General features: G+C 35.8%; 28 protein-coding genes and 3 pseudogenes. All 31 read right to left on the bottom strand.

Annotated elements, in window-relative coordinates:
* Window positions 1-71: 71 nt before the first annotated feature.
* Complete coding sequence (locus ACFOSE_RS00915; RefSeq protein ID WP_380429273.1) at window positions 72-266, bottom strand: hypothetical protein; 195 nt, start codon at window positions 264-266, stop codon at window positions 72-74.
* A gap of 426 nt (window positions 267-692) precedes the next feature.
* A pseudogene (locus ACFOSE_RS00910) lies at window positions 693-899 on the bottom strand (Rgg/GadR/MutR family transcriptional regulator); the annotation flags it as partial.
* A pseudogene (locus ACFOSE_RS00905) lies at window positions 892-1039 on the bottom strand (transposase); the annotation flags it as partial. The pseudogenes ACFOSE_RS00910 and ACFOSE_RS00905, both read right to left, overlap by 8 nt.
* Window positions 1040-1109: 70 nt before the next feature.
* Complete coding sequence (locus ACFOSE_RS00900) at window positions 1110-1457, bottom strand: KxYKxGKxW signal peptide domain-containing protein (RefSeq protein ID WP_380429270.1); 348 nt, start codon at window positions 1455-1457, stop codon at window positions 1110-1112.
* A gap of 385 nt (window positions 1458-1842) precedes the next feature.
* Complete coding sequence (locus ACFOSE_RS00895; protein ID WP_380429267.1) at window positions 1843-3084, bottom strand: FtsX-like permease family protein; 1242 nt, start codon at window positions 3082-3084, stop codon at window positions 1843-1845.
* A 133-nt stretch (window positions 3085-3217) separates the two neighbouring features.
* Window positions 3218-3949, bottom strand: a complete 732-nt coding sequence (locus ACFOSE_RS00890; protein WP_380429280.1) for an ABC transporter ATP-binding protein — start codon at window positions 3947-3949, stop codon at window positions 3218-3220.
* Between the two features lie 134 nt (window positions 3950-4083).
* Window positions 4084-5193 carry an alcohol dehydrogenase catalytic domain-containing protein gene (locus tag ACFOSE_RS00885; RefSeq protein ID WP_380429264.1) on the bottom strand — a complete coding sequence of 370 codons (1110 nt, stop codon included), beginning with the start codon at window positions 5191-5193 and terminating at the stop codon, window positions 4084-4086.
* A gap of 19 nt (window positions 5194-5212) precedes the next feature.
* Window positions 5213-6025, bottom strand: a complete 813-nt coding sequence (locus ACFOSE_RS00880) for an ABC transporter permease (protein WP_380429262.1) — start codon at window positions 6023-6025, stop codon at window positions 5213-5215.
* Window positions 6012-6953: an ABC transporter ATP-binding protein gene (locus ACFOSE_RS00875; RefSeq protein WP_380429259.1), complete on the bottom strand. Its 942-nt coding sequence runs from the start codon at window positions 6951-6953 to the stop codon at window positions 6012-6014. Before ACFOSE_RS00875 ends, ACFOSE_RS00880 begins: the two co-directional genes overlap by 14 nt.
* On the bottom strand, window positions 6950-7711 hold the full coding sequence (locus ACFOSE_RS00870) for a hypothetical protein (protein WP_380429257.1): 762 nt from the start codon (window positions 7709-7711) through the stop codon (window positions 6950-6952). Before ACFOSE_RS00870 ends, ACFOSE_RS00875 begins: the two co-directional genes overlap by 4 nt.
* Window positions 7704-8630 carry an ABC transporter ATP-binding protein gene (locus tag ACFOSE_RS00865; RefSeq protein ID WP_380429254.1) on the bottom strand — a complete coding sequence of 309 codons (927 nt, stop codon included), beginning with the start codon at window positions 8628-8630 and terminating at the stop codon, window positions 7704-7706. Before ACFOSE_RS00865 ends, ACFOSE_RS00870 begins: the two co-directional genes overlap by 8 nt.
* A gap of 191 nt (window positions 8631-8821) precedes the next feature.
* Entirely contained in the window at window positions 8822-9700 is an 879-nt protein-coding gene (locus ACFOSE_RS00860) for a T3SS effector HopA1 family protein (protein ID WP_380429251.1), read from the bottom strand.
* 39 nt (window positions 9701-9739) lie between these two features.
* Window positions 9740-10723 carry a phosphotransferase gene (locus tag ACFOSE_RS00855; protein ID WP_380429249.1) on the bottom strand — a complete coding sequence of 328 codons (984 nt, stop codon included), beginning with the start codon at window positions 10721-10723 and terminating at the stop codon, window positions 9740-9742.
* Window positions 10713-11816, bottom strand: coding sequence for a serine hydrolase (locus ACFOSE_RS00850; protein WP_380429246.1), 1104 nt, complete (start codon window positions 11814-11816; stop codon window positions 10713-10715). Before ACFOSE_RS00850 ends, ACFOSE_RS00855 begins: the two co-directional genes overlap by 11 nt.
* A gap of 107 nt (window positions 11817-11923) precedes the next feature.
* A complete protein-coding gene (locus ACFOSE_RS00845; RefSeq protein WP_380429244.1) occupies window positions 11924-12085 on the bottom strand; it encodes a signal protein in 162 nt (53 codons plus the stop codon).
* A gap of 385 nt (window positions 12086-12470) precedes the next feature.
* Window positions 12471-13334: an Rgg/GadR/MutR family transcriptional regulator gene (locus ACFOSE_RS00840; RefSeq protein WP_380429241.1), complete on the bottom strand. Its 864-nt coding sequence runs from the start codon at window positions 13332-13334 to the stop codon at window positions 12471-12473.
* Between the two features lie 139 nt (window positions 13335-13473).
* Window positions 13474-13842 carry an arsenate reductase family protein gene (locus ACFOSE_RS00835; protein ID WP_380429277.1) on the bottom strand — a complete coding sequence of 123 codons (369 nt, stop codon included), beginning with the start codon at window positions 13840-13842 and terminating at the stop codon, window positions 13474-13476.
* A pseudogene (locus ACFOSE_RS00830) lies at window positions 13842-14327 on the bottom strand (methylated-DNA--[protein]-cysteine S-methyltransferase). Before ACFOSE_RS00830 ends, ACFOSE_RS00835 begins: the two are co-directional and overlap by 1 nt.
* A 262-nt stretch (window positions 14328-14589) precedes the next feature.
* Complete coding sequence (locus tag ACFOSE_RS00825) at window positions 14590-15768, bottom strand: phosphoglycerate dehydrogenase (protein WP_380429275.1); 1179 nt, start codon at window positions 15766-15768, stop codon at window positions 14590-14592.
* 54 nt (window positions 15769-15822) lie between these two features.
* The gene (locus ACFOSE_RS00820; protein ID WP_380429238.1) at window positions 15823-16377 is read right to left on the bottom strand and encodes a GNAT family N-acetyltransferase; all 555 of its coding nucleotides are present in this window, start codon (window positions 16375-16377) and stop codon (window positions 15823-15825) included.
* Window positions 16377-17471, bottom strand: a complete 1095-nt coding sequence (gene serC / locus ACFOSE_RS00815) for a 3-phosphoserine/phosphohydroxythreonine transaminase (protein ID WP_380429236.1) — start codon at window positions 17469-17471, stop codon at window positions 16377-16379. The genes ACFOSE_RS00820 and serC overlap by 1 nt, the downstream gene beginning before the upstream one ends.
* 197 nt (window positions 17472-17668) lie before the next feature.
* A complete protein-coding gene (locus ACFOSE_RS00810; RefSeq protein ID WP_380429233.1) occupies window positions 17669-18010 on the bottom strand; it encodes a P-II family nitrogen regulator in 342 nt (113 codons plus the stop codon).
* Window positions 18011-18028: 18 nt separating this feature from the next.
* Window positions 18029-19264 carry an ammonium transporter gene (locus tag ACFOSE_RS00805; RefSeq protein ID WP_380429231.1) on the bottom strand — a complete coding sequence of 412 codons (1236 nt, stop codon included), beginning with the start codon at window positions 19262-19264 and terminating at the stop codon, window positions 18029-18031.
* A gap of 155 nt (window positions 19265-19419) precedes the next feature.
* Complete coding sequence (gene rsmI, locus ACFOSE_RS00800; protein ID WP_380429228.1) at window positions 19420-20298, bottom strand: 16S rRNA (cytidine(1402)-2'-O)-methyltransferase; 879 nt, start codon at window positions 20296-20298, stop codon at window positions 19420-19422.
* Between the two features lies 1 nt (window position 20299).
* Window positions 20300-20620 carry a DNA replication initiation control protein YabA gene (yabA, locus tag ACFOSE_RS00795; RefSeq protein WP_380429225.1) on the bottom strand — a complete coding sequence of 107 codons (321 nt, stop codon included), beginning with the start codon at window positions 20618-20620 and terminating at the stop codon, window positions 20300-20302.
* Window positions 20613-21413, bottom strand: coding sequence for a PSP1 domain-containing protein (locus ACFOSE_RS00790; protein WP_380429222.1), 801 nt, complete (start codon window positions 21411-21413; stop codon window positions 20613-20615). Before ACFOSE_RS00790 ends, yabA begins: the two co-directional genes overlap by 8 nt.
* Entirely contained in the window at window positions 21410-22273 is an 864-nt protein-coding gene (locus ACFOSE_RS00785) for a DNA polymerase III subunit delta' (RefSeq protein ID WP_380429220.1), read from the bottom strand. Before ACFOSE_RS00785 ends, ACFOSE_RS00790 begins: the two co-directional genes overlap by 4 nt.
* Window positions 22274-22278: 5 nt before the next feature.
* Window positions 22279-22929: a dTMP kinase gene (tmk, locus tag ACFOSE_RS00780; protein ID WP_380429217.1), complete on the bottom strand. Its 651-nt coding sequence runs from the start codon at window positions 22927-22929 to the stop codon at window positions 22279-22281.
* 56 nt (window positions 22930-22985) lie between these two features.
* Window positions 22986-23645 carry a CBS domain-containing protein gene (locus ACFOSE_RS00775; protein ID WP_380429214.1) on the bottom strand — a complete coding sequence of 220 codons (660 nt, stop codon included), beginning with the start codon at window positions 23643-23645 and terminating at the stop codon, window positions 22986-22988.
* Between the two features lie 292 nt (window positions 23646-23937).
* Complete coding sequence (locus ACFOSE_RS00770) at window positions 23938-24654, bottom strand: YebC/PmpR family DNA-binding transcriptional regulator (RefSeq protein WP_380429212.1); 717 nt, start codon at window positions 24652-24654, stop codon at window positions 23938-23940.
* 224 nt (window positions 24655-24878) lie between these two features.
* On the bottom strand, window positions 24879-25718 hold the full coding sequence (locus ACFOSE_RS00765; RefSeq protein ID WP_380429209.1) for an SDR family oxidoreductase: 840 nt from the start codon (window positions 25716-25718) through the stop codon (window positions 24879-24881).
* Window positions 25719-25862 lie beyond the last annotated feature (144 nt).

The raw sequence follows: 25862 nt of genomic DNA, 5'->3' as shown, positions 1-25862 counted from the left end.
CATGACTAAAAGAGCAATCGTTTAACAAAAACACTTTATAAATTTTGTACAGAAAACTGTTGCCTTTTCACTTATTCAGCGACAGGAGCTGCAATCAATTGGAAATTTGTTACTAGTCGCTTAAGAGTAGAAGTGTTTTTATATCCATTACCTACAACAGCCCAGAAACTCCAGGCAAGAACTCCGCTGGCTTGGACTTGAACAGAATCATTTTGTGGTGCAAATGGAATAATGATATTTTTATTTTCTTTAATATTCTTTAACATATATATCCCTTCTTTCATCATTAGTAAATAAAAAAGCCAATCTATATAGCATCATTTATTGTAAACTATTAAAATAATTTACAGCATTATCTTATCATCAATTTTTGCGATTTCTAAGAATTATCAAATAAGAAAAACATTCTTTTGAATTTTTCATATTTGCGAATAATGAACCTAACCTAAATTTACTGGTAAAATAAGAGAACAAAAGGGAGCTAAAATTTATTATATTTAAAAGACTGATCACTCTTACTTTCTGTCTGCCAATTGTTCTACTACCATTACTTTTATAGATTATCGAAATTATAAACACTCTACTTTTTCATTTATAATTTTTCAATCAATGATTCTATGCAGACAATAATTCCACACAAAAAGGTACTCTGGACGGGATGAGACTCAGAGTACCTTTTTATCTGTACAAAGTTATTTTCCTGATATAATCTGTTCTAAATTAACTTTTAAAAACATAACAAGTGTAGGGTTATCAAGCTGATCAATCAAGTTAATATAATCTTCAAGATCTGATAGACTAACCCTTTGCCCATTCAAGTAAGCCATTACCTTTTTTAAAAAATTTAAAAAAATTCTCGCAAACATATCCTGATAAGTAAGCATAATTTCAAGTTGTTCTTGCTTGTTTAACCCACTTGTCAAAGCTAGACGGGGTCAACTCATACTCTTTGATAATCTCGCTTCACACCTGCATTGTGAAGATCAACGATTTGTTGTTTAAACTCATCTGTGAAGTAACGGCGAATTTTTCTAGACATGATAGTCTCCTTTAGGATTTCTTTTAGTGTAGAACACTTTATAAATTCTGTCTAGTTTAGTGTAACCTATTCAAGTTTGATTAAGCTCAGGTGAATCCTGACGATCATCTTGAGTAGCGATAGAACCTGCTTGGGGCTGATTAGCTTTAGCTACTTCTTCTGCAGAAACAGACTGGCTATTAGTCGTACTTTCTTCTGCTTGAATAGGTTGATCAAAGCTACTAACTTGATTCCCATCACCAACGACTGATTGATCGTTCTGAGTTACTTGAACTGCTTGGGAATCCTGAGACTGACTATCGGCACTAACAGATGTTGTAGTCCCAACCATCATCAAAGATAGACCAGCCATAGTTGTTACAGCAATTGCCACCCATTGTTTCTTTACTTTGTGAAATTTATAGTGTGTAGTTTTCATTAACTATTTCCTCCTTAATTAGTCATATGTTAATACTTAGAACCTTGCGCATTTACCTGATTCTTCCGCTAAATTTTTTCTGTTACCCACTTTTACATCATTAGGAGTAAAGCCAGGCATCTTTTCAAAATACAGTTTCAAAATAATTTTTTATTTCTTAAACAGACCAACTTGATATAAAATGCATTAGTCTATTGAGATACTTATGGGCACCTCTAAGAACTGATTCTTGAGAAATGGAAATGCTGATTTATTGATATTTTGAATGGCCAAAATCTTTCAATCTGGTAGTTTTTTAAAATACCTTTATCTATTTCTATATTTTTAATCTCTGAATGATGAGATTTTTCTGTGGAATCTTAAAACGATATTAGATAAACCAATATTACGCACCTTTTGCTGTATCGAGACCATTTTCATACAGTATACTGATGGATTTTGTTATAAATATAAAAACAAATAGTAAAACTGATACAAGTAAATCAATGGTAAAAACAGGGGTGTAGTCTACCATAGAATAATTGAATAAATGGACGCCAAACAGAACCATCACAAGAATAACGAGATTAAACAAAAGCGAAGTGAGAAAAACAATAAGGGATTGAATCAAACTATAGCATAGCAAGATCCAGAGATGATTTTGCTTTGACACCCCTAAAATACTTAACTGTTTAACATCTTTTAAATCTTGATGGGAAGATAAAATAGTGACAGAAATGACGTTAGCTAATATAACAACTATAGGAGCCGCAAGAAAAGCTAAAAAGCTAACCTTGGTCTCTGTCACACTATCCGTTTGGAACCTAGCAGAGATATTCTGAGCTAATAATAAAAAACCAGAAATTAAAGTAATCCCCATGGCTACTGAACTCTGTAAGGATTTAAAATAGGAAGGTTTGTACAAAATAGTCCATTTAGCTAGAATCATGGTGTAATTAGATTTCGCTAAAACTTTGGATAAGAATTTTAGCTGAAAAATTTGAAGATAGGGAGTCAGCAAGTAAATAATGAACAAATGTAGCAAAAGCATAAAGAAAATTGAACTGAGCCTATCAAATCTAACATTGGGAGAACTCGTAAAAGAGGCTGAATATAAAAGATAGATACAATTTAGCCACAACCCTAGAACAAGAAGCGCAAAACTCCCCTTAGTAATTAAATGAAGAGGACACCTTTTATCACCCATTTTTTCTCTATCAAGCTCTCCAATTTTCAAAAGTTTTCTCGAATAGTAGTATCCGCTAGTCCCAGCAATCAAGGGTACTATAAACAAACTAAGCAAGACCGCCCGCCAATCAAAAGAAAAAGGAATACTAGGAAGGTTCTTTTCACCTACAAAAGACTGTATGAGGGAATAGTATCCGTCAGCTAAATAAATCGAGAGAATGGTTGTGACGACACTGAAGATAAAGGCCATTAAAAACAATTGCCCGCCAATCAATAATGAAAGCTGCGAACGATTGGCACCTAAAACAGTCCAGAGTTGATATTCTTCCTTAAAAATTGAAATCAAAAAATTTATTAACCCTGAAATCAGTAAAAATAAAGTCAATCCACCAAAGAAAATGATCATTTCAAAAAGCGGCGTTGGATCTGCTAAGTGTTTAAAGGTATCAGCATTTTTCATGATATTGAAAATCCCACTCATTGAAGTCCCAATAATCAGACTAGAAACCAATAAAACTGGCAGAGTCCCTAACCACTGCTTCTTACTATAGTTGAATTGATAGTAAATGAGTTTTAACATCGTTAGTCTCCTCTCATTTTATTGTTTCTGCTTCAAGAGCTTGGTACAAGGATTGGGCTGTGGGCCTCAAGAGTTCTTGATAAATGACGCCATCCTTTAAAATCAGAGAGCGATCGGTCTGACTAGCCAATTCGATATCGTGGGTCACCATAAAGACGCATTTCCCGTTATTGGCCATACTTCGTAATAAATCAAAAATAACTTGGCGAGATAAACTATCCAAAGCCCCTGTTGGTTCATCTGCAAAAATAACTTGGCTATCAGATAAAATAGTTCTAGCAATCGCCACTTTTTGCTGTTCGCCACCCGATAAGGTAGAGACAAAAGCATTTAGACTAGCTTCAAATCTTAACTGTTTCATTAGTTTACGAATATCTTCTTTATCGACCTTTTTATGAGAGAGACGTAATGGGAGGGCAATATTTTCTAGAACGGGAAGAGCGGGAACTAAATTATAGGATTGAAAAATCACAGAAATATTCTGGCGCCTAAACTTAGCTAATTGGCTATCCTTAAGAGCGTAGGGATCTAATCCGTTTACCGAAACCGCGCCGCTATCTGGAACCATCAAACTAGATAAACATTTCAATAATGTAGATTTCCCCGATCCACTAATTCCTAAAATTGAAATGAATTCACCATAATCAGCTGTTACAGATATTCCGTTTAATACCGTTACAGTCTCCTGGTTAGAAAGTTGAAATTTTTTTATTATGTTATGCGCACTTATTGCTTGGCTCAATATGCTCTACTCCCTTAATTTTTCTATTCTGCCTTCGTCAGTCATTTTATAAACAGCGGTGTACCTTACATCATTTAAGTCATAATGATGTGAAACTTCAATAAAAGAATCATCCAGTTCAAACAATAAATCACGGATTATGTGTAACTTAATATCGCTTTCCCAAATCTAGTTGTATTATATGTTTTATCTAAAAATTTATGTCCTTCATCTATACTATAGATTTTATCAATTATAATTGGGGGATTTTGCTTGTCATAATCTATAACAGCATCTGATAAATCCCCAGTTAAACCAATACAATTTCCAATTATAGTAGTATTATTTATCATGGCTGTAAGCATTATATTATTAAGATCATTATCTTTTTTATCAGTTTCTTCCTGAAAGCTCTGATGTTGATTTTTATATCCACAAGTTATATATTTCCCACCCATATTTAAATGTTTTATAGCACTTAATATATGCAAATCAAAGAAAGGATCAAAAATAGCATCATATTTCTCAATTTCTGCATAGTTTTCCCAGTTATAATCTCCTCTATCAATTTTAATCAATTTAGAAGGAAATATAAATTCTAGTTCATCTTCTGACCACTCAGATGTTGTTAATACATCTGGAATATGACCTTTTTTCAATAAATTTTTTATTATAAATTGAGAAGTATTAGATCTCCCACTTGTAACCAATATTCTATCATCTGGCTTCAATTGCATTTTTCTTATCATACTGCTAGAAGTTTGAGCTCCAATAGAAAATGCTGAAGCAACAGCATCACTCATAAAAGAAGGAATTTTTATAACTTTAGAATGATGTAATTTCAGCCATCCCCTAGAAGCTTCATTAGTTGTAACTCCTTGAATGATTTCGTTTTTGCCAACACCTGGATAATAACAATTTGGAATTATACGATCACCAACTGAAATGTCTTTTACGTTTTTACCAACTTTTTTTACTGTTCCCACAAAATCTGATCCAAAAAATTCAATTGGTTCACCATTTATACCTTCTTTTTCCATTTTCAATGCGGCCTTAACAATTATTGCTTTGTCGCGATAATTACAACTAAAGGCATCTACCTTTATCAAAACCAAATCATCATTAATAAGATTTTTATCTTCAAAGGCCGGTTCCTCAATATCAACTACACCTAAAGAAACTTTGTTTCCTGTAATAGATATTTGAGGTAAAAACTCTATAGACTCCTCTGAAAAAATACTTGTGTTTACAACTGCTAATGCTTTCATGACTAATCCTTTCCATACTTTAAAGATTTAATACTAGTTTTTCTCTATTAAACATTCTTATTATAATATTAAAAGTAATGATATTAAATATTAACAAGATCAATGATATAAGAAGTAATACTCGAGTTCCCATAATGATAGCACCTACAGATTGAGAAATAAGAAGACCTACAATAGGAAGTACAATAATCATAGAAATAGATTGAGCCGATTTACTACTGTTTACTCTTTGTGTTATGACAATTACGATTAATGTTGATAATAAAATAATTAAAGGAATGACTACAAATGATAATATAATCCAAGTTAAATTAGGAAAAATAATGGTTCCAAATACGGAATATCCCAAAGTATCCAATAATACACCATATATTAAGATAGAAAACCAGCTAATTAACATTGATGGAACGATTGCGACTAATGACTTGCCGATAATTAACGATGCATCATTAATAGGAGTATATAACAAGGATTCCAAGGTTCTATTTTCTTTTTCTCCAATAAAACTATAACTCGCTATGATATTGGACACCATAACTGGAAGTAAGATAAAAATTGGAACAAAAAAGTACATAAAAATTAGGTAAAGAGGAGTTGTTCCATTTTTAATATTCTCATTAACAGGAAAAGCATTTGAATTTTTTAAAAAAGCACTTAATCCATTAATACTTGTAATAACCTCCATATGATTACCAAACAATAATATTACAATAGGCAATATAAGGCTAAAAAGAATAGACATTGGTAGTATTGAGGTAATAATTGCTTTATCACTTTTCATTTCCAGAAAATCTTTTCTTATAATCTGTAAGCAATGTTTAAAATTTATCATAAATATCTGCTCCAATGACTTTAAAGTAAAGTTCTTTAATTTGATGTTTTTGTTTAATGACTTCGTGTATATTTAATTCATTATCAATTAATTCTCTGATAACACAAGAAATATCATCTGTCTTACTTAACTGTACTCTAACTATCTGTTCCATTTCATCATTTAAAATAATTTTTGAACTCCCATAATATTGACAAACTGCTAAAGAACGTTGGTTGTCATCTGTTTTTATATCAAACTCAGCAGTTTTCCAAGTATTAGCTATTATTTCGTCTGCTTTTCCTGATACAAGCAATTCCCCCTGTTTTATAATACCAACAGAATCTGCTAATAATTCTAATCCTTGTAATTGATGTGTACACATCAATACTGTTAAAGCATTGTTTTGTACCAAAAATTTCAAATAGTCATTGAAACTTTCTATTGACTCTGGATCTAACCCTGAAGTAGGTTCATCTAAAACTAACAATTTTGGACGATGCAATATGGCTCGTATCAAAGACACTTTCTGTTTCATCCCCTTACTTAGAGTCCCCACTTTCGAATCCGCCCTTTCTTCTAAATGAAACTGTGATAATAATTCAGTTACTCTTTTATCACAATCTTCTTTTGTCATGTCATAAATACTACCCCAAATGTTCAAATTTTCTCTTACAGTAAGTTTTTCATAAAGATTACCATCATTTTGAACACCAATATTTTGTCGTAAACTTGAACTATCTATCTCATTTACATCTTGTCCTAATAATTTTATCTGACCTTGTGTAGGCTTCAGCAATCCCATTAAAAGGCGAACTATAGTAGTTTTTCCTGCACCATTTGGTCCCAATAAAGCAAAATTACTACCCTCAGCAACTTCAAAAGAAATATTATTAATAATTTTTCTATCATCAATAACTTTTGAAACATTTAAAAATTCTAGTATCATAATTTTCTCCTAAAGGAAATGTCTAATTTATTAATAGGTCTAAATCTAATTGCCAATATGCTTATAATAAAAATGAGAAATAAAACCATAAATTGCTTTTTATAATCTTCAAAACTTATCTCATTTAAAAAATCATTAGGGATTAATAAATTAAATGGTGACCATTTCTGAATAACATCAATATTTTGAACAATACTTGATGCTAAAATGAAAAGTTCCATTATTACGGCAGAAAAGAATGGAGAGTTACTATATACTGATATAGATGTTCCCACTATAATTAAAATTGTAAAAGTGAGCATCTGTATGAAAAAAGTAACGATAGTTTTTTCAAAATCAAAATTATCAAATAGAGTCCAAATAATATAGAGAGTAAATAAAGCTCCAATAAACATAGCAAACAAATTTATCATTACGCTAACCATTAACTTAGAAAAAAGAACTCGTCCGCTATTTCTTATCCTAGTTTTATAAAAAAGTTTCTCTGATTCATTTTCTCCAAATCTACAGTATAGCGATACAATATAAACTGCTACAAATACACAAATCTGAGATGTAGATTTCAAATAAGAAGTTATTAAATCTTTCCATGTTACCTTTGGCATAATAATTTGTGCACCATTAGTCCCTAGATGTTCAATAATATCCTTAGAATAGTAAGAACTCAAGGTAGAAATTAGAGAAAATATTGAAAAAATAAGAATCAAAATAAGATATCTTTTACTTCTAATCCATCTCAAAAATTCTAGTCTAATCAACGTTCAGCTCCTCCTTCTTCTGATGGATTGCTTTGGAAAAAGCATGATAAAGATTATTCTCTCCATTAATACATAACTTAATATAAGAAGCCGTTTGTCTATCAATCAAATCCAATACTTTGGGAAAATCCTCTGGTAAGAAAGTAATTATATTCTCTCCAAACTGATCCCCACCTTCTAAAATTTCTATTTGATGATTTGCCAGTAAAGAAATAATTTTTTGACGATAAGATACTTCTTTTACCTCAATATAGGCAACTTCTTTAAACAACTTCAAAAAGTTGTTTAAACCTCCGCTATAAATCAGCTTTCCTTTATTAAGAACAATTAACCCATCTGCTATTTTTTGAATATCATCTAAATCATGACTAGATACAACTACAGTTACATCCTTTGATAAATTATGAATAATATTAAGAATATCTTCACGTCCCATTGGATCAAGAGCACTTGTAGGCTCATCTAAGAAAAGAATTTTAGGATTTAAAATTAGAGAAGCTGCAATACCAAGCCTTTGCTTCATACCTCTAGAAAAAGAAGAGGCAATCTGATCCTTATTATCAAGTAGGCCAACTATTGTCAACAATTCCTCCTTACGCTTTTTACTAACATCTGGAAATTGCGAAATCAAAGCAGAATAGGTCAGTACTTCAAAAGCAGTAAGATTCGACGGAAATTCTGGGGTATCAGGACAATAAGCCATTTCTTTATTACTTGATAAAATTTTTCCCGACACCATATTTTGTTTATTAAATCCAAATACAGAATGAATCAAAGTTGTCTTGCCTGCTCCATTTGGACCTATTAACCCAATAACCCCGTTTCTTTCAGAAAATTCGCAGTTTATATGACTTAGCGCTTTAACTTTCCCAAATGAGATAGATACATCTTTAACTGTTAATAAGATATCAGTTTTCATCCGCATTCCTTCCTATAAAATAATATATGATACCGCCTAATGGAATACTTATAAGACATACAATAACCCAAATTGACCAATGAAAATATTTAGTAGTTTTATTTTTAAAAATATCATATATACAAAAATAAATATAAATTAAAATAATAATAATTACCGGTAGTAGTAGTTTAATATCCATATATTTGCTCCTAACTTATCATCAAATTCTGTGAAAGATTATCTGGATTAACTTTAGAACTTAGCATCCTTTGCCTTAAAATTACTCCAAAGTTTAACCCTTTAATTATAGAATCATGAATTGAATCAGCAATGATGGAACAGCGATTTTCCCCAAAGCTCTGTTGATGATGCTCCAACTGAATAGGCTCATCTGCCTTACTCAAATTATAAATAATCTCCTCGCAAAGAGGGGAACAAACAATATTATCATTAGATTCACTAATAAGACTGATTAGCACTTTTTCAACGATATCTTCATATTCTTCGGGTACATAAAATACTACAGCATCCGTCCTAGGATAACTTTTCGAATCAGAAAGGACTTTAGCCTGAAAATCAATCCCTTTATCAATAAACACATTAATCCCTTTAGCCCACAAATCAATTGCATAGTTTGGATTATTTGCTCCGATATAAAATCGCTTAACGAGACCACCCCATCTAGTAATATTGGAATTATGATTAAACATGAAAAAACCAGGAGTAATATTAGGTCTAAAACAAGGAAGTAAGACTTTATTATCAACTATATAATCTGTAACATCAACTTTTACACCTGTAATGACCGCTATTTTCCTATCCTCTTCCACCTCCCATTTTAAAGGGAGAATGATGCCAGGATCGGAAATAGTTTCTGTAATTTTAACATTCAAATCTCCAAAAGAAGAAGCCACTGCATTGTTTTCAAATATATTTGGATTTTTTACATGTAAAACACTATATAACCATTGAGTTAATTCCGCTTTAGATTTATTTAAACAAGATTCAAATACTTTATCCTGTATTGAAATATTTAAGGTATCTTTGTCAATACCAATCTGATCTACTAAAAAATTTATATTGCTCATATTTTCTCCCCTCCATACTTAATTTTATGGTAATAACAATTAGACAAATTCCTTTAATATATTTGGATTCACTACAATTCCTCTACCAATTCCCATTAGTGCTTTATCAATTGAGGAAAGCCTAAATGAAAGCTTTGCTCGGCTAATAATTCTTTCAATGATAAATAAACCTATATAAAAATGTAAATCCAAAATATTTATATTTACTTCTAAATTATTATTATAAATTTCTATTATTTTACTTAATTTGATTTTTACATCAGGTAGATATAGTTTTCCAAGTCTCTGTATCTCTTCATTAATATCTCCATCATTACCTAATTCTGAACTCGAAAATATTTTTAGTAAACAATCAAATAGTATAGAAGCTAGTAAATTAGCAATATCTTCATAAATATCTCCAATTTTAATCTCTTCAAAATCAATAATCCAAAGCTTATTCCGGGAATCTACTAAGAATTGATCTAATCTCATATCCCCATGAACAATACATAGCCTATTAGGTTGGTAAGTACCCCTTATTTCCGTTACTATTTTTAAAAATTCTAGATCCTTTTGAAGTAAGGAAAAAGCTTCAAGTTCCGCTCCTGTACAATAACAATAATTCCTAATATCCATAAATTTAAGTATATCCAAGTAATTCTTCCCAAGTCCTTCTTGATAACGTAATTTAAAATCATACTTCAAATAATCAATTTGATGAAGCTTCGTTAAAATTTTTGTAGCCTTCGTAATTAAGTCAAGTTCATTTTGTCTATCATTTGAAATTTCATCTTGCAAAGACTTACTATCTTTAATATATTCATAGATAATAGTACTATCATCCTTATTGTATTTGACAATTTTAGGAGAGTCAGAAAAATTTAAAGCTTCAACTATTTGTTCCCACTTTAATAGATTTTCAAAGCGTCTCAATCTATCTGATTGTTCACCAGATAATGTTTTTTTCAAAAACCAAACATTATTATCATTTACCTCTTTTGTTACAATATTTCGACCTTGTCCAAAGTTATTATTCATCATTTATCTCCTTAAAATCTATAGAAAGCTCGCTTTCAAAATAAAGTCTACAGCACGAAAAGATATATACTTCTTTCAAATAACTTAAAATATGATTACTATTGAAAGTTAATATAAAAATAAAATCTCCAAATTCATTATTAAGAGAAGCCCAGGAATAACAAAGAACTCCAGGAGCACTTCCTCCTTTAAACAGTAATGCTCCTTGCTTGTAATCTCTCCAGGGCAACCAAGGTTGTTTCTGCAGAATTTTTATTGCCTCAACAATTAGATTTACAGGCATAAAATATCCTAGTCCCTCGGTCCACTTCACTTCAGTCAAGGCTTTCTTCCTCCACTCTGCTTCTGATAATTCCTCTTGACACCATGATTGTCCAAAGAAATCTTTTGTTGAAATCAATTTAACATTCTCAATATTATAATCTAATTTAGTAGACCACGATTCTATATAAAACCTAATTGTTTCTTTTCCAAGTAATTTCAAAAGTATATCCATCGCTGTATTATCTGAAGCAATCAACATTAAAGAAAGTAATTTTTTTATAGTAACAGTACTTCCTACATCTGCACTATGAATTCCTGTACTTAAAAAACTGATATCCTTAGGCAAGATTGTATATTCTTGATTTAGAGTCAAATTCTGATTTTCTATTTCTGAATAGACTATAGCAGCAACCACTAACTTAGATAACGAAGCAATATCAAAAAATTCTTTAGTTCTATAATTCTTGACAGAGTTTCCCTCTATTAAATTCACCGAAAAGTTTCCTTCACATTTGTTTAGAAGTTTAGTAAGCTCATCAAAATTCACCTTCTCTGGCAAGTGTGGTTGAAATATTACCCTTTCTATTTTATTATCTTTATCGGATATAATTTTCAATTCTCCTTGAATGTCATTATCTATAACCTTAATAACATTATGATCCATATTAAGCTGAAATGATAGTTCACCAATTCTCAAAGATTTTATAATATTTAATAATGGTAAAACCTCATCTCTATAATTCTCACTAATCAATTGTTTAACTGTATCAATATGAGGATCTGTTTTATCTGTCAGCAATTGATATAAGTTATATGCAGCAGTATGACTCATTTTTTCTCCTATTTAAAATAAAGTCCCTCCTACAATATAATTAATGTATACGTAAAAGAGACCTTACTATATTTTAAAAATCTAAACTAACATCAATATCCTAAAGTTTACCCAACTGTCCATGTAACAGTCCATGACCATGAAGCTGAATAAGTAACAGAAATACTAATTGATGAACCAACATTTCCCAATTGGTTATCTTTAGATAGACTGTCTTGAATAGCTTTAGGTGTAGTATATTGAGTATAGCTATCTAAAAGTGCTGACATAACATTTCCTCCATAAAGTTTTTTATTAGCACCATAGGCACTATATTTGTAAAATATAACAACTAGTGCACATCGCCATCATACTTTACATTGATATAGTAACATCTATTTTCAACTTTTTTTAAAAATTCGCAAATATGAAATTTTTAAAAAAATTTTTTCATATTTGCGAATTTACCGTTTTACAAAAATTTCTTAGTAAAATAAGTATAAAGGAGGTTGAGGTTCCCTATGCTAAAAAGAATTATTTATTTCGCCATTTGTTTGCCATTTTTGCTTTTGCCATTGTTATAATTAGCTATATGGTAAAATACTTTACTTTAAATTCTCCCAAAAGAAAGGCATCGACTACCTCAGTAGTTCGGTGCCTTTTATCATCCTTAGGTTAACTTTTCATCATAATTTGTTCCAAATTAGTTCTTAAAAACATGACAAGCGTAGGGTTACCTAGCTGCTCAATTAAGTTAATATAGTTTTCAACATCAGATAGATTAATGCCCTCTCCTGCCAAATAATTCATCACTTTTTTTAAAAAATTTAAAAGAATTCTTGCAAACATATCTTGGTAAGTTAACATCTTTTCAAGAGTTTCAACAAAATATGAAGCATGATAGAGTTTACGGTGTTCAATCAAGATAAGGATAAGATTAATTAAAACAAGTTCAGATCGTTTCTTATGCTCTGGAAGTTCCCTATATAACTTATCCCGCTCCACAAAAGCTTTCCCTAGAAAAACTAAGTCGTTATCGGATAAAATAAATAAAGTATTACCAAAAAGATAGAGTTCATACTCTGTCCACTCCTCAATAGCATAAAGGTAAGAAGTAAGGAACTCTTTCTCATCATTTGAAATTTCAAAGCTTGCATCAACACTATAAATAACTGCTTTTATCACTAATTTATTAAGGCGATTATACACATTATAAGATTCACTATCTTGGTAGTCATCCAATATTTGCTTAAGTCCCTCAACATCCTTTTGAGCTTGAAACTCCACCAGTTTTTTTCCGATTTTAAATAAGTCAGATTCTTGATATTGAGTGAGGGCATAACTGAATTCTGAAAAAGTCATGTGAATGCCTTGAATAGCCAAAATAAGTTTATCAGCCGCTAACATTGTCTGACCATTTTCAAACTTCGACAACTGTGAAACCGATAAATTATCACGAGCAATATCTTTCAACTTAAGCCCTCTGGCCATCCGTAATTCTTTATAAAGCTCACCAAGTTCAAGTGATTTCCCTAACATTTAAACTCTCCTTAAATAAAATCCCCTTATCATAGAAATTGCCATACTTTTATCCTTCTTCTGATGGCAGATTTCAACGATACATAACTACTTTATATACCTATTGTTCAATCTTATATCTATTCATATCATGAATGGGTTATTTTTTAACCCTTCCAAAATCCAAATCTGCATAAGGTGTGCGGTATCCAATTTGCAAGATCCTATTATCCTTGACCAAAATCGGGCGTTTAATCAGCATGCCGTCTGCTGCTAGAAGGTCCAAGGCTTGGTCGAGCGTCAGGGCATCCATTTTATTTTTCAATCCCAGTTCGCGGTAACTGTTGCCACTGGTGTTAAACAGTTTCTTGAGTTTATAATCAGAATGGAGCAGAATCTCCCTCAGGGTGTCAGCCTGAGGAGGATTAGTCTTAATATCAATTGCTTGATACTCCAAACCAAGTGCATCCAATTCTGCTTTGGCCCGACGGCAGGTTGTACATTTAGGGTATTCGTAAAAAGTAAGCATCATTTTCTCTTTCTATTATTATTGTTTGATAGAGTCGCATCTTCGTGTTGCAAGAGCAAACGCTTGCGCTCAAGACCGCCTGCATAGCCTATCAACTGACCAGTTTGAGCTAAAACACGGTGGCAGGGAACAATCACAGAGAGTGGATTTCTACCAATAGCTTGAGCGGACTGACAACCGATTTGGTGAGCAATCTGTCCATAGGTTCTCGTTTGCCCATAGGGAATCTGAAACAGAACAGAGCAGACCTTACCTCGAAAGTCTGTCCCCTTAGGTTTTAAGGGCAGATCAATCTCAGTGAGTTTGCTCTAATCACTAGCAAAATAGGCGGTCAGCCAAGATTTAGTGTGCTCCAGAAGGTCATTCGTCGTTTCGGACAATTCCTTATTTTTGTAACCATACAGCTCATATTTTTGTCCTTGAAAATAGACAGCTAAGAGTGTCTTTTGCCTAAGGGAGACTGAATAGATCTGTTTAAAAATCATAGAGTTTCTACCTTCTACTTGTCGTTGATCTTGGGACTCCCATCGGAATTAAGCAGAGGAGTAACACTATATTTTTTCTGTAAATCGGTTGATTTGATGTATTCAATGCCTGTTTCTCTAACCACTAATAAAAGCAGTTGAAGGGACTTTTTGATAAACTTTTAATTCCTGCTTATACATGGTATTTCTCCTTACAAGCATTTTTACCATTATAGCAAAAACTCAATAAAAAAGCCGAGATTAGGACTCGACTCTTTGATAATTATTTGCCCTTGATGAGACGGACACGAACGATATTATCGCTGGATTCAAATCGAGCGACAAGGTCATCAACCTTGGCTTTATCAGTTTCATCAAGATCTAAAATCGTATAGGCATAATCTCCTTTAGAACGGTTGATAATATTATCGATATTGATATCAAAATCAGAAACTGCCGTTGAAATCTTGGCCACAATATTGGGCACATTTTTATTGATCAGGGTAATCCGATAAGGTGCTGTCAAGGCTTGGTGCATATTAGGAAAGTTGACCGAGTGAGTAATCTCACCTGTCTCCATAAACTGACGAATCTCTTGCCCTGCCATGATAGCACAATTAAGCTCAGCTTCTGCGGTAGAACCCCCAACATGTGGAAAGACAGTAATACCTTCCTTGTTAAGCAAGTCTTGTGTACCGAAATCGGTAATGTAGCGCTTAACAACACCGGTTTCAATCGCGTCAAAAAGAGCGCTATTATCCACCATCTCAGCACGCGCAAAGTTGATAATGACAGTCCCTTTTTGCATTAAATCAAAGGCGGCTGCATCAAAGGTATTTTGAGTGTCCGGTGTCAGAGGAACATGAATTGTAATATAGTCACAGTTAGCAAAGACTTCCTTTATGTCCTTAACCCGCTTAACATGGTGAGAAATATTCCAAGCAGCTTCAATGGATACGTAGGGATCGTAGCCCAGTACCTGCATACCCAAACGGTAAGCGTCATTAGCAATGCGAGCACCAATAGCTCCCAGTCCGATAACTCCCAGTGTTTTCCCCCGTACTTCTGTTCCGGCGAACTGCTTCTTACCAGACTCAACCTGCTTGGGAACATCATCGCCTGAAAGCGTATTGGTCCAAGCGTTAGCTGCGATATAATCACGCGCCGACATTAAAATCGAAGCCACAACTGCTTCCTTAACAGCATTGGCATTAGCACCAGGCGTATTAAAGACTACAATACCAGCTTCTGATGCCTTATCAATAGGAATATTATTAGTCCCAGCACCTGCACGAGCAATAGCCTTTAAATTTTCAGGAAATTCTGTATCGTGAAGATTTTGACTGCGGATGATATAGGCATCAGGATTATCGGCTAAATCGCCATCAATCTGAAAATTATTTCCTAATTCTTTTAAACCAATTTGATTAATATTATTAAATGTCTTTACACTAAATACCATTTGATTCACACAAAGGCTGGCTCCTCCAGCCTCCCTTTACTATTTCTTTGAGCATTATAAGCTGTGATGAGCTGCCTCATCTATTTCTTGGTAGAGAGCTTTTTCAGATTTTTTCTTAATTTTTTGATAAGCTAATCGTTCACCATTGACAGGAACCTTCCCACAGTAAACAAAGTCTAACTTCTCTAAAATATGCTGCATACTGGCATTGTGCACATGGGTATCACAGCGAAAATCATGCGCATCGTAACCTTCTATCAAACCCTGCAAAAAAGTCTGGGCCAAACCCTGTCCACGATAGTTTGGCGCAATAACAATACGGCGTAAGCTTGTATAGAGCTGATTATTGTGCTGCCACTGGCCATCATAAATAGCATCATAGGCCGCTTCGTGTCCAAAAACAACTGCACCATATGCCACGATTTCACCATCAATTAAGCCAATATAACCCTTCCCCTGCAGGATATCCGAAAAAATATCTGACTGATTGGGATAACTATCTGACTCTTGCCACTGACTGCTCCCAGCTTCTGCCAGCAACTCCTTAGCAGCTATAATAGTGGACATAATCTGGTCTGCTTCATTTGGAAAAGCAAGTCTAATATCCATTACTTATGTTCTTCCTCAAATTTCTTCATGAATTCAAGAAGATCCAACACACCTTGACGTGGGAAAGCATTGTACAGACTAGCACGCATGCCACCAACAGAGCGGTGACCCTTGATGTTTTTGAAACCGAGAGCATCGGCTTCCTTTACAAATTGGGCATCCAAATCCTTGCTTGGTGTCACAAAAGGAATGTTGCAGACTGAACGGTCCTTAGCAAATTTTACAGGACTTGTGTAAAAGTCCGACTGCTCAATAAAATCATAGAGCAAAGCAGACTTTTCACGCTCAATCGCCGCCATCTTATCAACACCACCGATTTCATTTTTGACCCAGTCAAAAACCAATTTTGAAATATATATGTTGTAAGCAGGTGGTGTATTGTAAAGTGAACCTGCTTCTGCTTGAATACGGTAATCTAACATACTTGACAGCATGGGTTGGTCATTCAAGAAATCCTCACGAACAATAACAACAGTCACACCAGCTGGTCCGATATTCTTTTGTGCTCCCGCATAAATGAGAGCAAAATCCTCAACATTATAACGAGCAGCTAAAATATTTGAAGACATATCAGCGACAATCGGTACTCCATTGGTATCAGGAAGTTCATAGATAGCTGTCCCTTCAATGGTGTTGTTAGTCGTCAAATGAACATAGGCTGCCTCAGGATCAATCGTTGCTGGATCAAAAGTTGGGATATGGTCATAAACCGTATCCTCTGATGAGGCTAGCAAAATCGGTTCAAAAGGAATCGTCTTTGCTAATTTAAGAGCTTCTGTATAGGCCTTTTTCCCCCAAGAACCACCAACAAGATAGTAGGCTTTCTTACCTTGAGCCAAGTTCAACGGTACCATAGTAAATTGAAGCGAAGCTCCTCCTTGCAAAAACATCACCTTATAATTATCAGGAATGTCCATCAACTCGCGCAAGGTCTTTTCGGCATCTTTAATGATCTTGTCAAATTCTGGAGAGCGATGGGACATTTCAAGCACGGACATGCCCGAACCTTGGTAATTACGAAGTTCATTCTGTGCTTGTTCAAGCACTGGTTTCGGTAATGTAGCAGGTCCTGCTGAGAAATTATAAATTGTCATAAAGACACCTCCAAAATTTAATTACCAATATTATAACACAGTATTCTGAATTTTAGAACAATTTCAAGGATAGCTAATGTTAATATTGACGAAAAACGAACGCTAAGGTGAAGAGAAGCCACATTTTAGCCCTAATCCAGAAATTTCTTACCTATACTAAAAAGTGAGACCAGAATCCCCAGCCTCATCCTTTTAGTTTAGATAGCATCGCCACCGTGCTCACCCGTCCGAATGCGGATAACATCATCAATCGGTAGGATGAAGATTTTCCCATCACCGACTTCTCCTGTACGAACAGCCTCTGTGATAATCTCTACGATACCATCGATTGCTGAATCATGAGCGATGATTTCAATTTTCACCTTAGCTAACAAGGTTGGAACGACCTTACGGCCACGGACATATTCCACAAAGCCTTTTTGATTCCCATAACCGAGGACTTGGCTAACTGTCATCCCTCTTTCAAAACTTTTTTTTGCAAGCGCATCTTTGAGATCCTCCAATCGATCCGGTCTAATAATTGCTTCAATTTTTTTCATATTCTACTCGCTTTCTAATCAGCTATCCAAGCCCAAGAACGTTGGATAAGCAGTTTCTTCATGCTCGCTATCGTCCAAACCAATCGCTTCTGCGTGATCACTAACACGGATTGGCATGAAGATTGAAATGACTTTAACAATGACAAAAGTTGCAAGAGCGGACCAGACGATGGTAAATAGGATAGCAGCAATGGTTACTAAAAGCAAATGCGCATCACCATGAATCAGACCGATATTAGCTTTATCAAGTGCTAGATCAGGGGTAGTAAAAATAGCTGTTAGCAGACCACCAAGAATCCCACCTACACCGTGGCAACCGAAGGCATCTAGGGCATCGTCATAGCCTAATTTTTTCTTCAAGACCGAAATAGCAAAATAACAAACCGGACTGACTAAAAGACCAATCAACAGAGCACTCCATATAGGAACAAATCCAGCTCCTGGTGTAATGGCAACCAAGCCAGCTACCAATCCTGTTGATGCACCGACAAGTGAATAGGTTCCTGTAGTCATTTTTTCAATTACCATCCATGAAGCCAAGGCTGTCGCCGCTGCAATATGAGTTGTCAGTAGAGCGTGAACAGCAAGTCCATTCGCAGCGAGGGCTGAACCGGCATTAAAACCAAACCAGCCAAACCATAGGATGCCAGCCCCCAATAAAACAAAGGGAATATTATGAGGACGATAATCCAAGCGGCCGTAACCTCGGCGTTTACCTAGCATCAGAGCTAGCACTAGACCAGACACACCAGATGTAATGTGAACGACATCACCCCCAGCAAAATCAATGGTCCCCCATTGAGCAAGCAGTCCTTCATCCCAAACCATGTGGGCAAAAGGAAAATAAACGAGGAAGAGCCAACAAACGGTAAAAACGATTAAAGGAGTAAAGCGCATGCGGCCTGCTGCTGCTCCTGTTAAAATCCCCACTGTAATAATTGGGAACATCATCTGAAAAGCTGCAAAGAGAGCGTCTGGGATACCTAAATCACGGGTACTTGCCGTTTCACTAACCCCCTTTAGGAAAAGATGAGACCAATCCCCAAAAATACTACCATCTCCACCAAAGGATAGTGAATAGCCTGCAATTATCCAGAGAACCGAGGCAGCTGCCATAGGCATGACACACATCATCATAGTATTGATGACATTCTTGCGACGACCTAAACCACCATAAAAGAAAGCCAAACCTGGTGTCATAAAGAAAACCAAGCCGGTACAAATAAGCATAAATGCGATACTACCAGAATCCATAAGCAAATCTCCTTTTTGTTTTATGTAAGAAATTATAACATTAAAATGAACGTTGTCAAGTTTTTCTAAAAATTCTTTATTTATGTGTTATATTTTATTACATAAAAATACTGTGATATTCAACAGAACTGAAGAAATAGCTAAAAAAAAAGAGCCTAAGACTCTTTCGAATTATGATAGGCTTGATAGAGTTCTTGACGAACAAGAACATATTTTTTAGCGATTTCTTTGATAGCTTGATTAGGCTTTTTACCAGCTGCAACCAAGGCTTGCACTTCTGCCAAAGGATCTGGGACTTGCTTTTGTTGCCCAGGTAAGACAAGATCTGCAGAGTAACCTGCCACAAGCAACAAGCATTCACCCTTTACGGGATTCTCAGCAATATAGTTCAAAATTTCAGAAATGCTTCCTCGTTGATATTCCTCATAAACCTTAGTTAGTTCGCGCACCAGCACCAGCTGGCGATCGCCATAGATATCACGCAAATTCTCTAAAGTCGCCGCAACACGATAGGGAGATTCGTAGAAGATTTGTGTTTCTGGATAGAACTTTTTCTCAGTAAAAAACTCCTTCTGCTGTCCCTTTTTACGGGGAAGAAAGCCGTAGAAAATATGGGGCTGGGGGGCTAATCCACTAGCAATCAGGGCTGTAATACCAGCCGAAGCCCCTGGTAAGGCGATGACCCTTATGCCATACGCCAAAACTGCTTTAACCAAATCATGACCGGGATCAGAAATACTTGGCATGCCGGCATCGGACACTTGAGCTAAGGATTGACCTGACTTCAGTAAATCCAGTAACTGCGGAATCTTTTCAAAGGCATTGTGTTCATGAAAGGAAAGCTGCTTGGTTTCAATTGCAAAATGTTTGAGCAGAAGGCCAGTATTGCGGGTGTCCTCAGCGCAGATGAAATCAACATCCTTGAGAATTTGAACAGCACGATAAGTCATATCCTGCAAATTCCCAATTGGAGTCGGTACTAAGTAGAGACTACCATATTCAGCAGTCCCCTTAAAACTTTTTTGAATTTTCATACTACTCTCTATTCAATAACTCCATGCAAAAGAGGCAATCCTCATTATCGTCGCGACGTTTACCATAATCGTTGTTACAAACATGAAAACCATCTTCATAGATAGACTCTAAGTTTTCCAGTCCCTGACTGGAAGCCTTGGGAGCTTCCTTTTTATCAACATCAAACAAGCGTTCTCTTAGCTTGGTATTTTCAATGCGCAACTGAGTATTCTCTTCAATAATCTCCTGCATTTTTTTCTTCACCAATTCAACTTGGGCAAAATTCTCCATCAAATTATTAGAGACATCCTCAAAAACATCGAATAGTTCATTTTTATCCATTTATGATAAGTTCCTCCAAACTATAAGTCAGCAGGGTTGATTTATCGTCAAAACGTACTTTAACAGTTTCTGAAAAGACATCCATACCAGCTACTGTTCCTGACCCCTCCTTAGTCTGAACAATGCTACCATAATCAGGGAACCTCTGCTTAGCTTCCTGATAAAAATCATCTTCAAAACTGAGACAGCAAAGCAAACGGCCACAGAGGCCGGTAGTTTTGCCAGAGCTGAGAGATAAATTTTGATTTTTAAGCATCTTAATGGAGACAGGAGGAAAATCACCTAAAAAAGTTGAACAGCAAAGAGGACGGCCACAGGGACCTAGTCCTCCGTAAATCTTAGCTTCTTCACGACTATTGACTTGACGAAGTTCAATTCGAGCCTTAAAATGAGCAGCTAAATCTTTGAGTAACTGACGAAAATCTACGCGCTGCTCGGCTGTAAAGGTAATGAAAACATGACTACGATCCAGCGGAAAAGCAATATTGACCAATTTCATATCTAAATTATGCTTGGCAATCAACTCCTTGACTGACGTTATATTTTGTTGGGCATGGTCTAAATTAGCATGGTGGCGCTCAATATCCTGCGACCTGGCTGCTCTTAAAACAGTAGCCATCTTAGCCGGAAGAGTCTGGGTATCCAAATCTTCATTCGGGCGGACAACTTGCGCCAAACGATCCCCTTTATTTAAACGAACCACAACTAAGGCGTTTTTATCATACATTTTATCTGGTAAAACATAGAAAATCTGACCGTTTTCTTCATATTTTATTCCGATTACTTCTGTCATAATAACACCATATATTCTAATACGTTTTGAAAGCTGACATTACTCAGCCACATCTGTCTAGTCTGATAAAGTTTAGAGACAGCTGCAACATTTTGCGCTTCCCTTAGCATGACCAACAAAAGTTTGAAAATCAAATCCTGTTCGGATTTATCCCCAGCCAAACTGGACAGACGAGAGACCTGCAAGAAGGCCTGATCTTGATGAGTCTCCAGATCCCTCACAAACTTATCAAGACTGCGCCAAATTTCATCGAACTTGGGCATCTCAGTGATAGCCAGAGCATCAGCTTCATCATCTGCTACTGCAGCAATTAGCCGAGCCTTATCCTTTAAAAGTCCTGCGTTTTCTAGCTGAGTTTGAAGATAGGTCTCATTTTTAGGAAAGTGGAAAATCTGGCACCGGCTTTTGATGGTGGGAAGAACCTTGCCATCGTCTGAAGTCACGAGAATCATATAAGATGATGATTGGGGCTCTTCAATAAATTTCAAAAGGCTATTAGCCGCATTGGTATGCATCTTATCGGCATCGCGGATGATAAAGACCTGCGACTGACCTTCAAATCCCGACCGTGAAAAATCGCGCAGCAATTCTCTGATGGTATCTGTTTTTATTACATTACCTTGGGGTTCAATAACCTTAACATCTGAAAAATCGCCTTCAGCAATTAATCGACATTCACGACAGTGACCACAAGGCAGACTGTCCTGCAAATTTTCACAGAACTGGCTTTGAGCCAGAAAAAGAGCCATCTCAAAACTGCCGAAATTACCTGTAAACAAATAAGCATGACTCAATTTTCCCTGCTGTAAAATCCGATGAAATTCCTGAAAAATTTTGGGCTGTAAATTCTTTAATTCCATATATTCTATTTTGCTAAATTTGCTTGAACAAGATCAAAGGCAGTCGCGACCACTGTTTCCAAATCTTGATTAGCATTAACCAATTTAATACGATCAGGGTCAGCTTTTGCTAAATCCAGATAACCTTGACGGACACGCTTGTGCATATCTAACTTCTCTAAATCCAAGCGATTAACTTCTCGGACATCAGCCGATTCAATACGGGCTAAACCAACCTCTGATGGTACATCAAATAAGAGGGTCAGTTGGGGCTTGGTATCATCAATCGCATAAGCGTTTAACCAAGTGATATCATTCACGGACAAACCACGACCATAACCCTGATAGGCCACAGAGCTATCAATAAAACGATCAACCAAGACCAGTTTCCCAGCAGCCAAAGCTGGCAAAACTCTTTCGACCCAGTGCTGGCGACGGGCAGCAATATATAACAAAAGCTCTGTCTTATTATCCATGCTAGTATTTTCAACATCAAGAATAATCTTACGAATACTTTCTGAAATAGTAACACCGCCTGGTTCACGAGTTGTCACCACCTCATATCCAGCAGCCTCCAAGAGTGAAGCTAGTTTTTCAAGAATACTTGTTTTTCCCGCCCCATCAGGGCCTTCAAGGGTAATCAGTTGACCTTTTTGATCCGTTTTCACATTTTCCATAGTAGTTCTATTTTACCAAAAAACTGACAAAATTTCGCTCATCAGTCATTAAAACTTTAAAAGAGGGCCTTGGCTTTGGTATCCTGAATATCCTCAACTGTTAAACCGACAGCTTCCAGCTTAGCCTTGAGGTCAGCCTTATCGACCTTACCATCAATCTGGATTTCATTGACAACCTTACCATTACTAGCTTCTGCAATAACAGTTCGGCGGATATTGAGATTCTCCTTGGCAATAGTGCTGACAATCTTTTCCAAGACCCCAACGCTGTCATCTGCTAAAATACGAACACGAACACCTGCTTCACCGTAACCAGAGACTTCGAGGAAGGTCCGAAAAACATCCTTATCCGTAATGATCCCTGAAACGACATCATTTTCAGCAACAGGAAGGACTCCAACCTTGTGGGTCATCATGAGGTAAATAGCATCTTCAATACTAGCATAAGGGGAAACTGTAATAACATCTTTAATCATGATATCGCCGATTTTAGTCTTATTCAAAAGATAGTTCATTTCATAGATGGACAAACTGGTTGCTTTGGATGGACTATTTTCAGCCATGGTACCAGCAGTCACAATGCCAACTAGCTTATCGTTTTCAATAACGGGCAGGCGGCGCAAGCCCTGGTCTCGCATAATATCAGCAGCATGCGCTACCGTTGTATCCGGTGAAACATAAACAACCTTGCGGGTCATAAAATCTTTTACAGCCATAATAATTTCCTCATTCTATTTTGTTAGTTCTATTATATCATTTTTTGAGAACGGTTTCAGTATTTTCACCAAATTTTCATTAAAATAAGAGAGTGAGATAAAAATCGGTAAATTGTGATAAAATCACAGTTTAGATTTGTTGTCCTTCCTTTTTTCTGAACAGTTGATTAACTTGGCCGCTATCATTTGTCTAGCAAGGGATAAAGACTGCCAATCAATCCTTGCATTAATTTGGTAAAGCTAGAGCAAAACAAAAAGGCAGGACTTTTGTCCCAGCCTCTTACTTAGTTACTTAGAAGTCTGCTACATTATGGTAGACTTTTTGAACGTCTTCATCGGCTTCCAGAGCATCGATGAGTTTTTCAAAGGTTTCTAGATCCTCACCCGTCAGTTCAACCTCTGATTGTGGAATCATTTCAAGTTCTGTCACCTGGAATGACTCCACTCCATTAGCTTTCAAAACTTCCATTCCCTTATGGAGATCTATTGGAGCTGTATAAACGGTGATGGAGCCATCTTCTGCTTCCACATCGTCAACATCAACATCATTTTCCAAAAGCAACTCAAAAACGCTGTCAGCATCATTACCCTTAAAGACCATAACACCCTTGCGATCAAACATGTAAGAAACTGAGCCAGATGCTCCCATGTTCCCGCCGTTTTTACCATAGGCTGTTCGCACATTAGCAGCTGTTCGATTGACATTTGAGGTCAAGGTATCAACGATAATCATCGAACCATTAGGACCAAAGCCTTCATAACGCCCTTCAACAAAGGTTTCATCCGTATTTCCTTTGGCCTTGTCAATCGCCTTATCAATGACGTGCTTAGGTACCTGTGCTTGCTTGGCTCTTTCCAAAACAAACTTCAAGGCTGAATTTGATTCTGGATCTGGATCACCTTGTTTGGCAGCCACATAAATTTCAACACCAAATTTCGCATATACTTTAGAGTTAGCACCATCTTTGGCAGTTTTTTTCGCAACAATATTTGCCCATTTACGTCCCATGGGAGTCACCTCTTAGTTTTAATTTTTTCTTTTATTCCTTCAACGACAAGAGGATTGAAGGATTCATTAACTTTAATATTATAGCACTTTGGGACCAGTGTGTAAAATATGGCACAAGAAAAAGCTGATTATAAACCTTCAACCACGGCAATAACATAATACATTGAAATTTCGTTCTTCACCGCCTGCCATTAAATGGGAATATAGGCCTTCAAGAGGAGGTTTTATATTAAATTCTTTAAATAAGTTTCAAGACTCGTCGCTTTTCTTCCCAATACGCTCTCAATATCATCAGACACACCGGCTTGCTCCCCCTTAGCAATAGCGGTATAGGTTGAAACCCAGGCGTCATATTCCCACTCTTCTGCCGGCCAAGCTTGGCGAGAGGTATAGGCTTCTTCAACAGTTTCTTCCACATAGGCAATCTCTTTTCCTAAAATTTCACTAGCAATTTGGGCAATTTCTGCAAGCGTCAAATCTTCTGGTCCGGTCATATCCAAGGTTCGATTAGCCCATTTTTCTGGGTCCTTAAGGATCTGGGCAACAACTTCTGCTACATCAGCCCTGACAACCAAAGAAACTCTTCCATTTCCGGCAGGTCCCTTGATTTCACCATACTCCTGGCACAATTCTGCGAAAAAGTCTGTATAGAAATTATCTCTCAAAAAAGTATAAGTAAAGCCTCTGTCCTTAATGTACTTTTCTGTTGCCGCATGAGTAGGACTTAATGTAAAAGTCGAATTGGGGTTGGCATTGTAAAAGGACGTATAGATGATATGCCCAACACCAGCTTCTTTTGCGCTGTCAATAAATGCTTGATGCTCTTGCAGACGGGTCGCACTTTCAGAAGCTGATACCATAAAGAGGACATCAACCCCTGCGAGGGCTTCAACAACCTCTGGTGAATGTTCATAGCTAGCCTTATATACACTAACTCCTTTGGCTCTTGAAACGGCTTCCGGACGGCGAGCTAGATAGCGCACGTTCAATTTTTCTGATTCTAAGGTTTGAGCAACCAAGCCGCCTAAATGACCTGTTCCCCCTGTTAATGCTAATTTTGTCATAGTTTTTCCTCCTAGTTTTACTTCATTATAGCATGTCTATCCTCATAAATCTGACATTTAGTGACCTTGATTTTGAAAAGGCAACAGTTTTCTGTACAAAATTTATAAAGTGTTTTTGTTAAACGATTGCTCTTTTAGTCATGG

Source organism: Streptococcus dentapri, assembly GCF_042649885.1.
GTDB classification, from domain to species: Bacteria; Bacillota; Bacilli; order Lactobacillales; family Streptococcaceae; genus Streptococcus; species Streptococcus dentapri.
Note: the sequence above shows the minus strand (reverse complement) of the source record. Positions and strands in the feature narration are given on the sequence as shown.

Coding starts and splice junctions, on each gene's coding strand:
- serC (WP_380429236.1), bottom strand. CDS start 17,471: ATGACAATTTATAATTTCTCAGCAGGACCTGCTACATTACCGAAACCA.
- ACFOSE_RS00835 (WP_380429277.1), bottom strand. CDS start 13,842: ATGCTTACTTTTTACGAATACCCTAAATGTACAACCTGCCGTCGGGCC.
- ACFOSE_RS00895 (WP_380429267.1), bottom strand. CDS start 3,084: ATGAAAAATGCTGATACCTTTAAACACTTAGCAGATCCAACGCCGCTT.
- ACFOSE_RS00840 (WP_380429241.1), bottom strand. CDS start 13,334: ATGTTAGGGAAATCACTTGAACTTGGTGAGCTTTATAAAGAATTACGG.
- ACFOSE_RS00825 (WP_380429275.1), bottom strand. CDS start 15,768: ATGGTATTTAGTGTAAAGACATTTAATAATATTAATCAAATTGGTTTA.
- ACFOSE_RS00865 (WP_380429254.1), bottom strand. CDS start 8,630: ATGAAAACTGATATCTTATTAACAGTTAAAGATGTATCTATCTCATTT.
- ACFOSE_RS00775 (WP_380429214.1), bottom strand. CDS start 23,645: ATGGCTGTAAAAGATTTTATGACCCGCAAGGTTGTTTATGTTTCACCG.
- ACFOSE_RS00850 (WP_380429246.1), bottom strand. CDS start 11,816: ATGAGTCATACTGCTGCATATAACTTATATCAATTGCTGACAGATAAA.
- ACFOSE_RS00860 (WP_380429251.1), bottom strand. CDS start 9,700: ATGAGCAATATAAATTTTTTAGTAGATCAGATTGGTATTGACAAAGAT.
- ACFOSE_RS00820 (WP_380429238.1), bottom strand. CDS start 16,377: ATGGATATTAGACTTGCTTTTCCAAATGAAGCAGACCAGATTATGTCC.
- ACFOSE_RS00875 (WP_380429259.1), bottom strand. CDS start 6,953: ATGATACTAGAATTTTTAAATGTTTCAAAAGTTATTGATGATAGAAAA.
- ACFOSE_RS00805 (WP_380429231.1), bottom strand. CDS start 19,264: ATGGATTCTGGTAGTATCGCATTTATGCTTATTTGTACCGGCTTGGTT.
- yabA (WP_380429225.1), bottom strand. CDS start 20,620: ATGGATAAAAATGAACTATTCGATGTTTTTGAGGATGTCTCTAATAAT.
- ACFOSE_RS00915 (WP_380429273.1), bottom strand. CDS start 266: ATGTTAAAGAATATTAAAGAAAATAAAAATATCATTATTCCATTTGCA.
- rsmI (WP_380429228.1), bottom strand. CDS start 20,298: ATGAAAATTCAAAAAAGTTTTAAGGGGACTGCTGAATATGGTAGTCTC.
- tmk (WP_380429217.1), bottom strand. CDS start 22,929: ATGGAAAATGTGAAAACGGATCAAAAAGGTCAACTGATTACCCTTGAA.
- ACFOSE_RS00790 (WP_380429222.1), bottom strand. CDS start 21,413: ATGACAGAAGTAATCGGAATAAAATATGAAGAAAACGGTCAGATTTTC.
- ACFOSE_RS00845 (WP_380429244.1), bottom strand. CDS start 12,085: ATGTCAGCACTTTTAGATAGCTATACTCAATATACTACACCTAAAGCT.
- ACFOSE_RS00900 (WP_380429270.1), bottom strand. CDS start 1,457: ATGAAAACTACACACTATAAATTTCACAAAGTAAAGAAACAATGGGTG.
- ACFOSE_RS00855 (WP_380429249.1), bottom strand. CDS start 10,723: ATGATGAATAATAACTTTGGACAAGGTCGAAATATTGTAACAAAAGAG.
- ACFOSE_RS00765 (WP_380429209.1), bottom strand. CDS start 25,718: ATGACAAAATTAGCATTAACAGGGGGAACAGGTCATTTAGGCGGCTTG.
- ACFOSE_RS00810 (WP_380429233.1), bottom strand. CDS start 18,010: ATGAAAAAAATTGAAGCAATTATTAGACCGGATCGATTGGAGGATCTC.
- ACFOSE_RS00770 (WP_380429212.1), bottom strand. CDS start 24,654: ATGGGACGTAAATGGGCAAATATTGTTGCGAAAAAAACTGCCAAAGAT.
- ACFOSE_RS00885 (WP_380429264.1), bottom strand. CDS start 5,193: ATGAAAGCATTAGCAGTTGTAAACACAAGTATTTTTTCAGAGGAGTCT.
- ACFOSE_RS00785 (WP_380429220.1), bottom strand. CDS start 22,273: ATGGAATTAAAGAATTTACAGCCCAAAATTTTTCAGGAATTTCATCGG.
- ACFOSE_RS00880 (WP_380429262.1), bottom strand. CDS start 6,025: ATGATAAATTTTAAACATTGCTTACAGATTATAAGAAAAGATTTTCTG.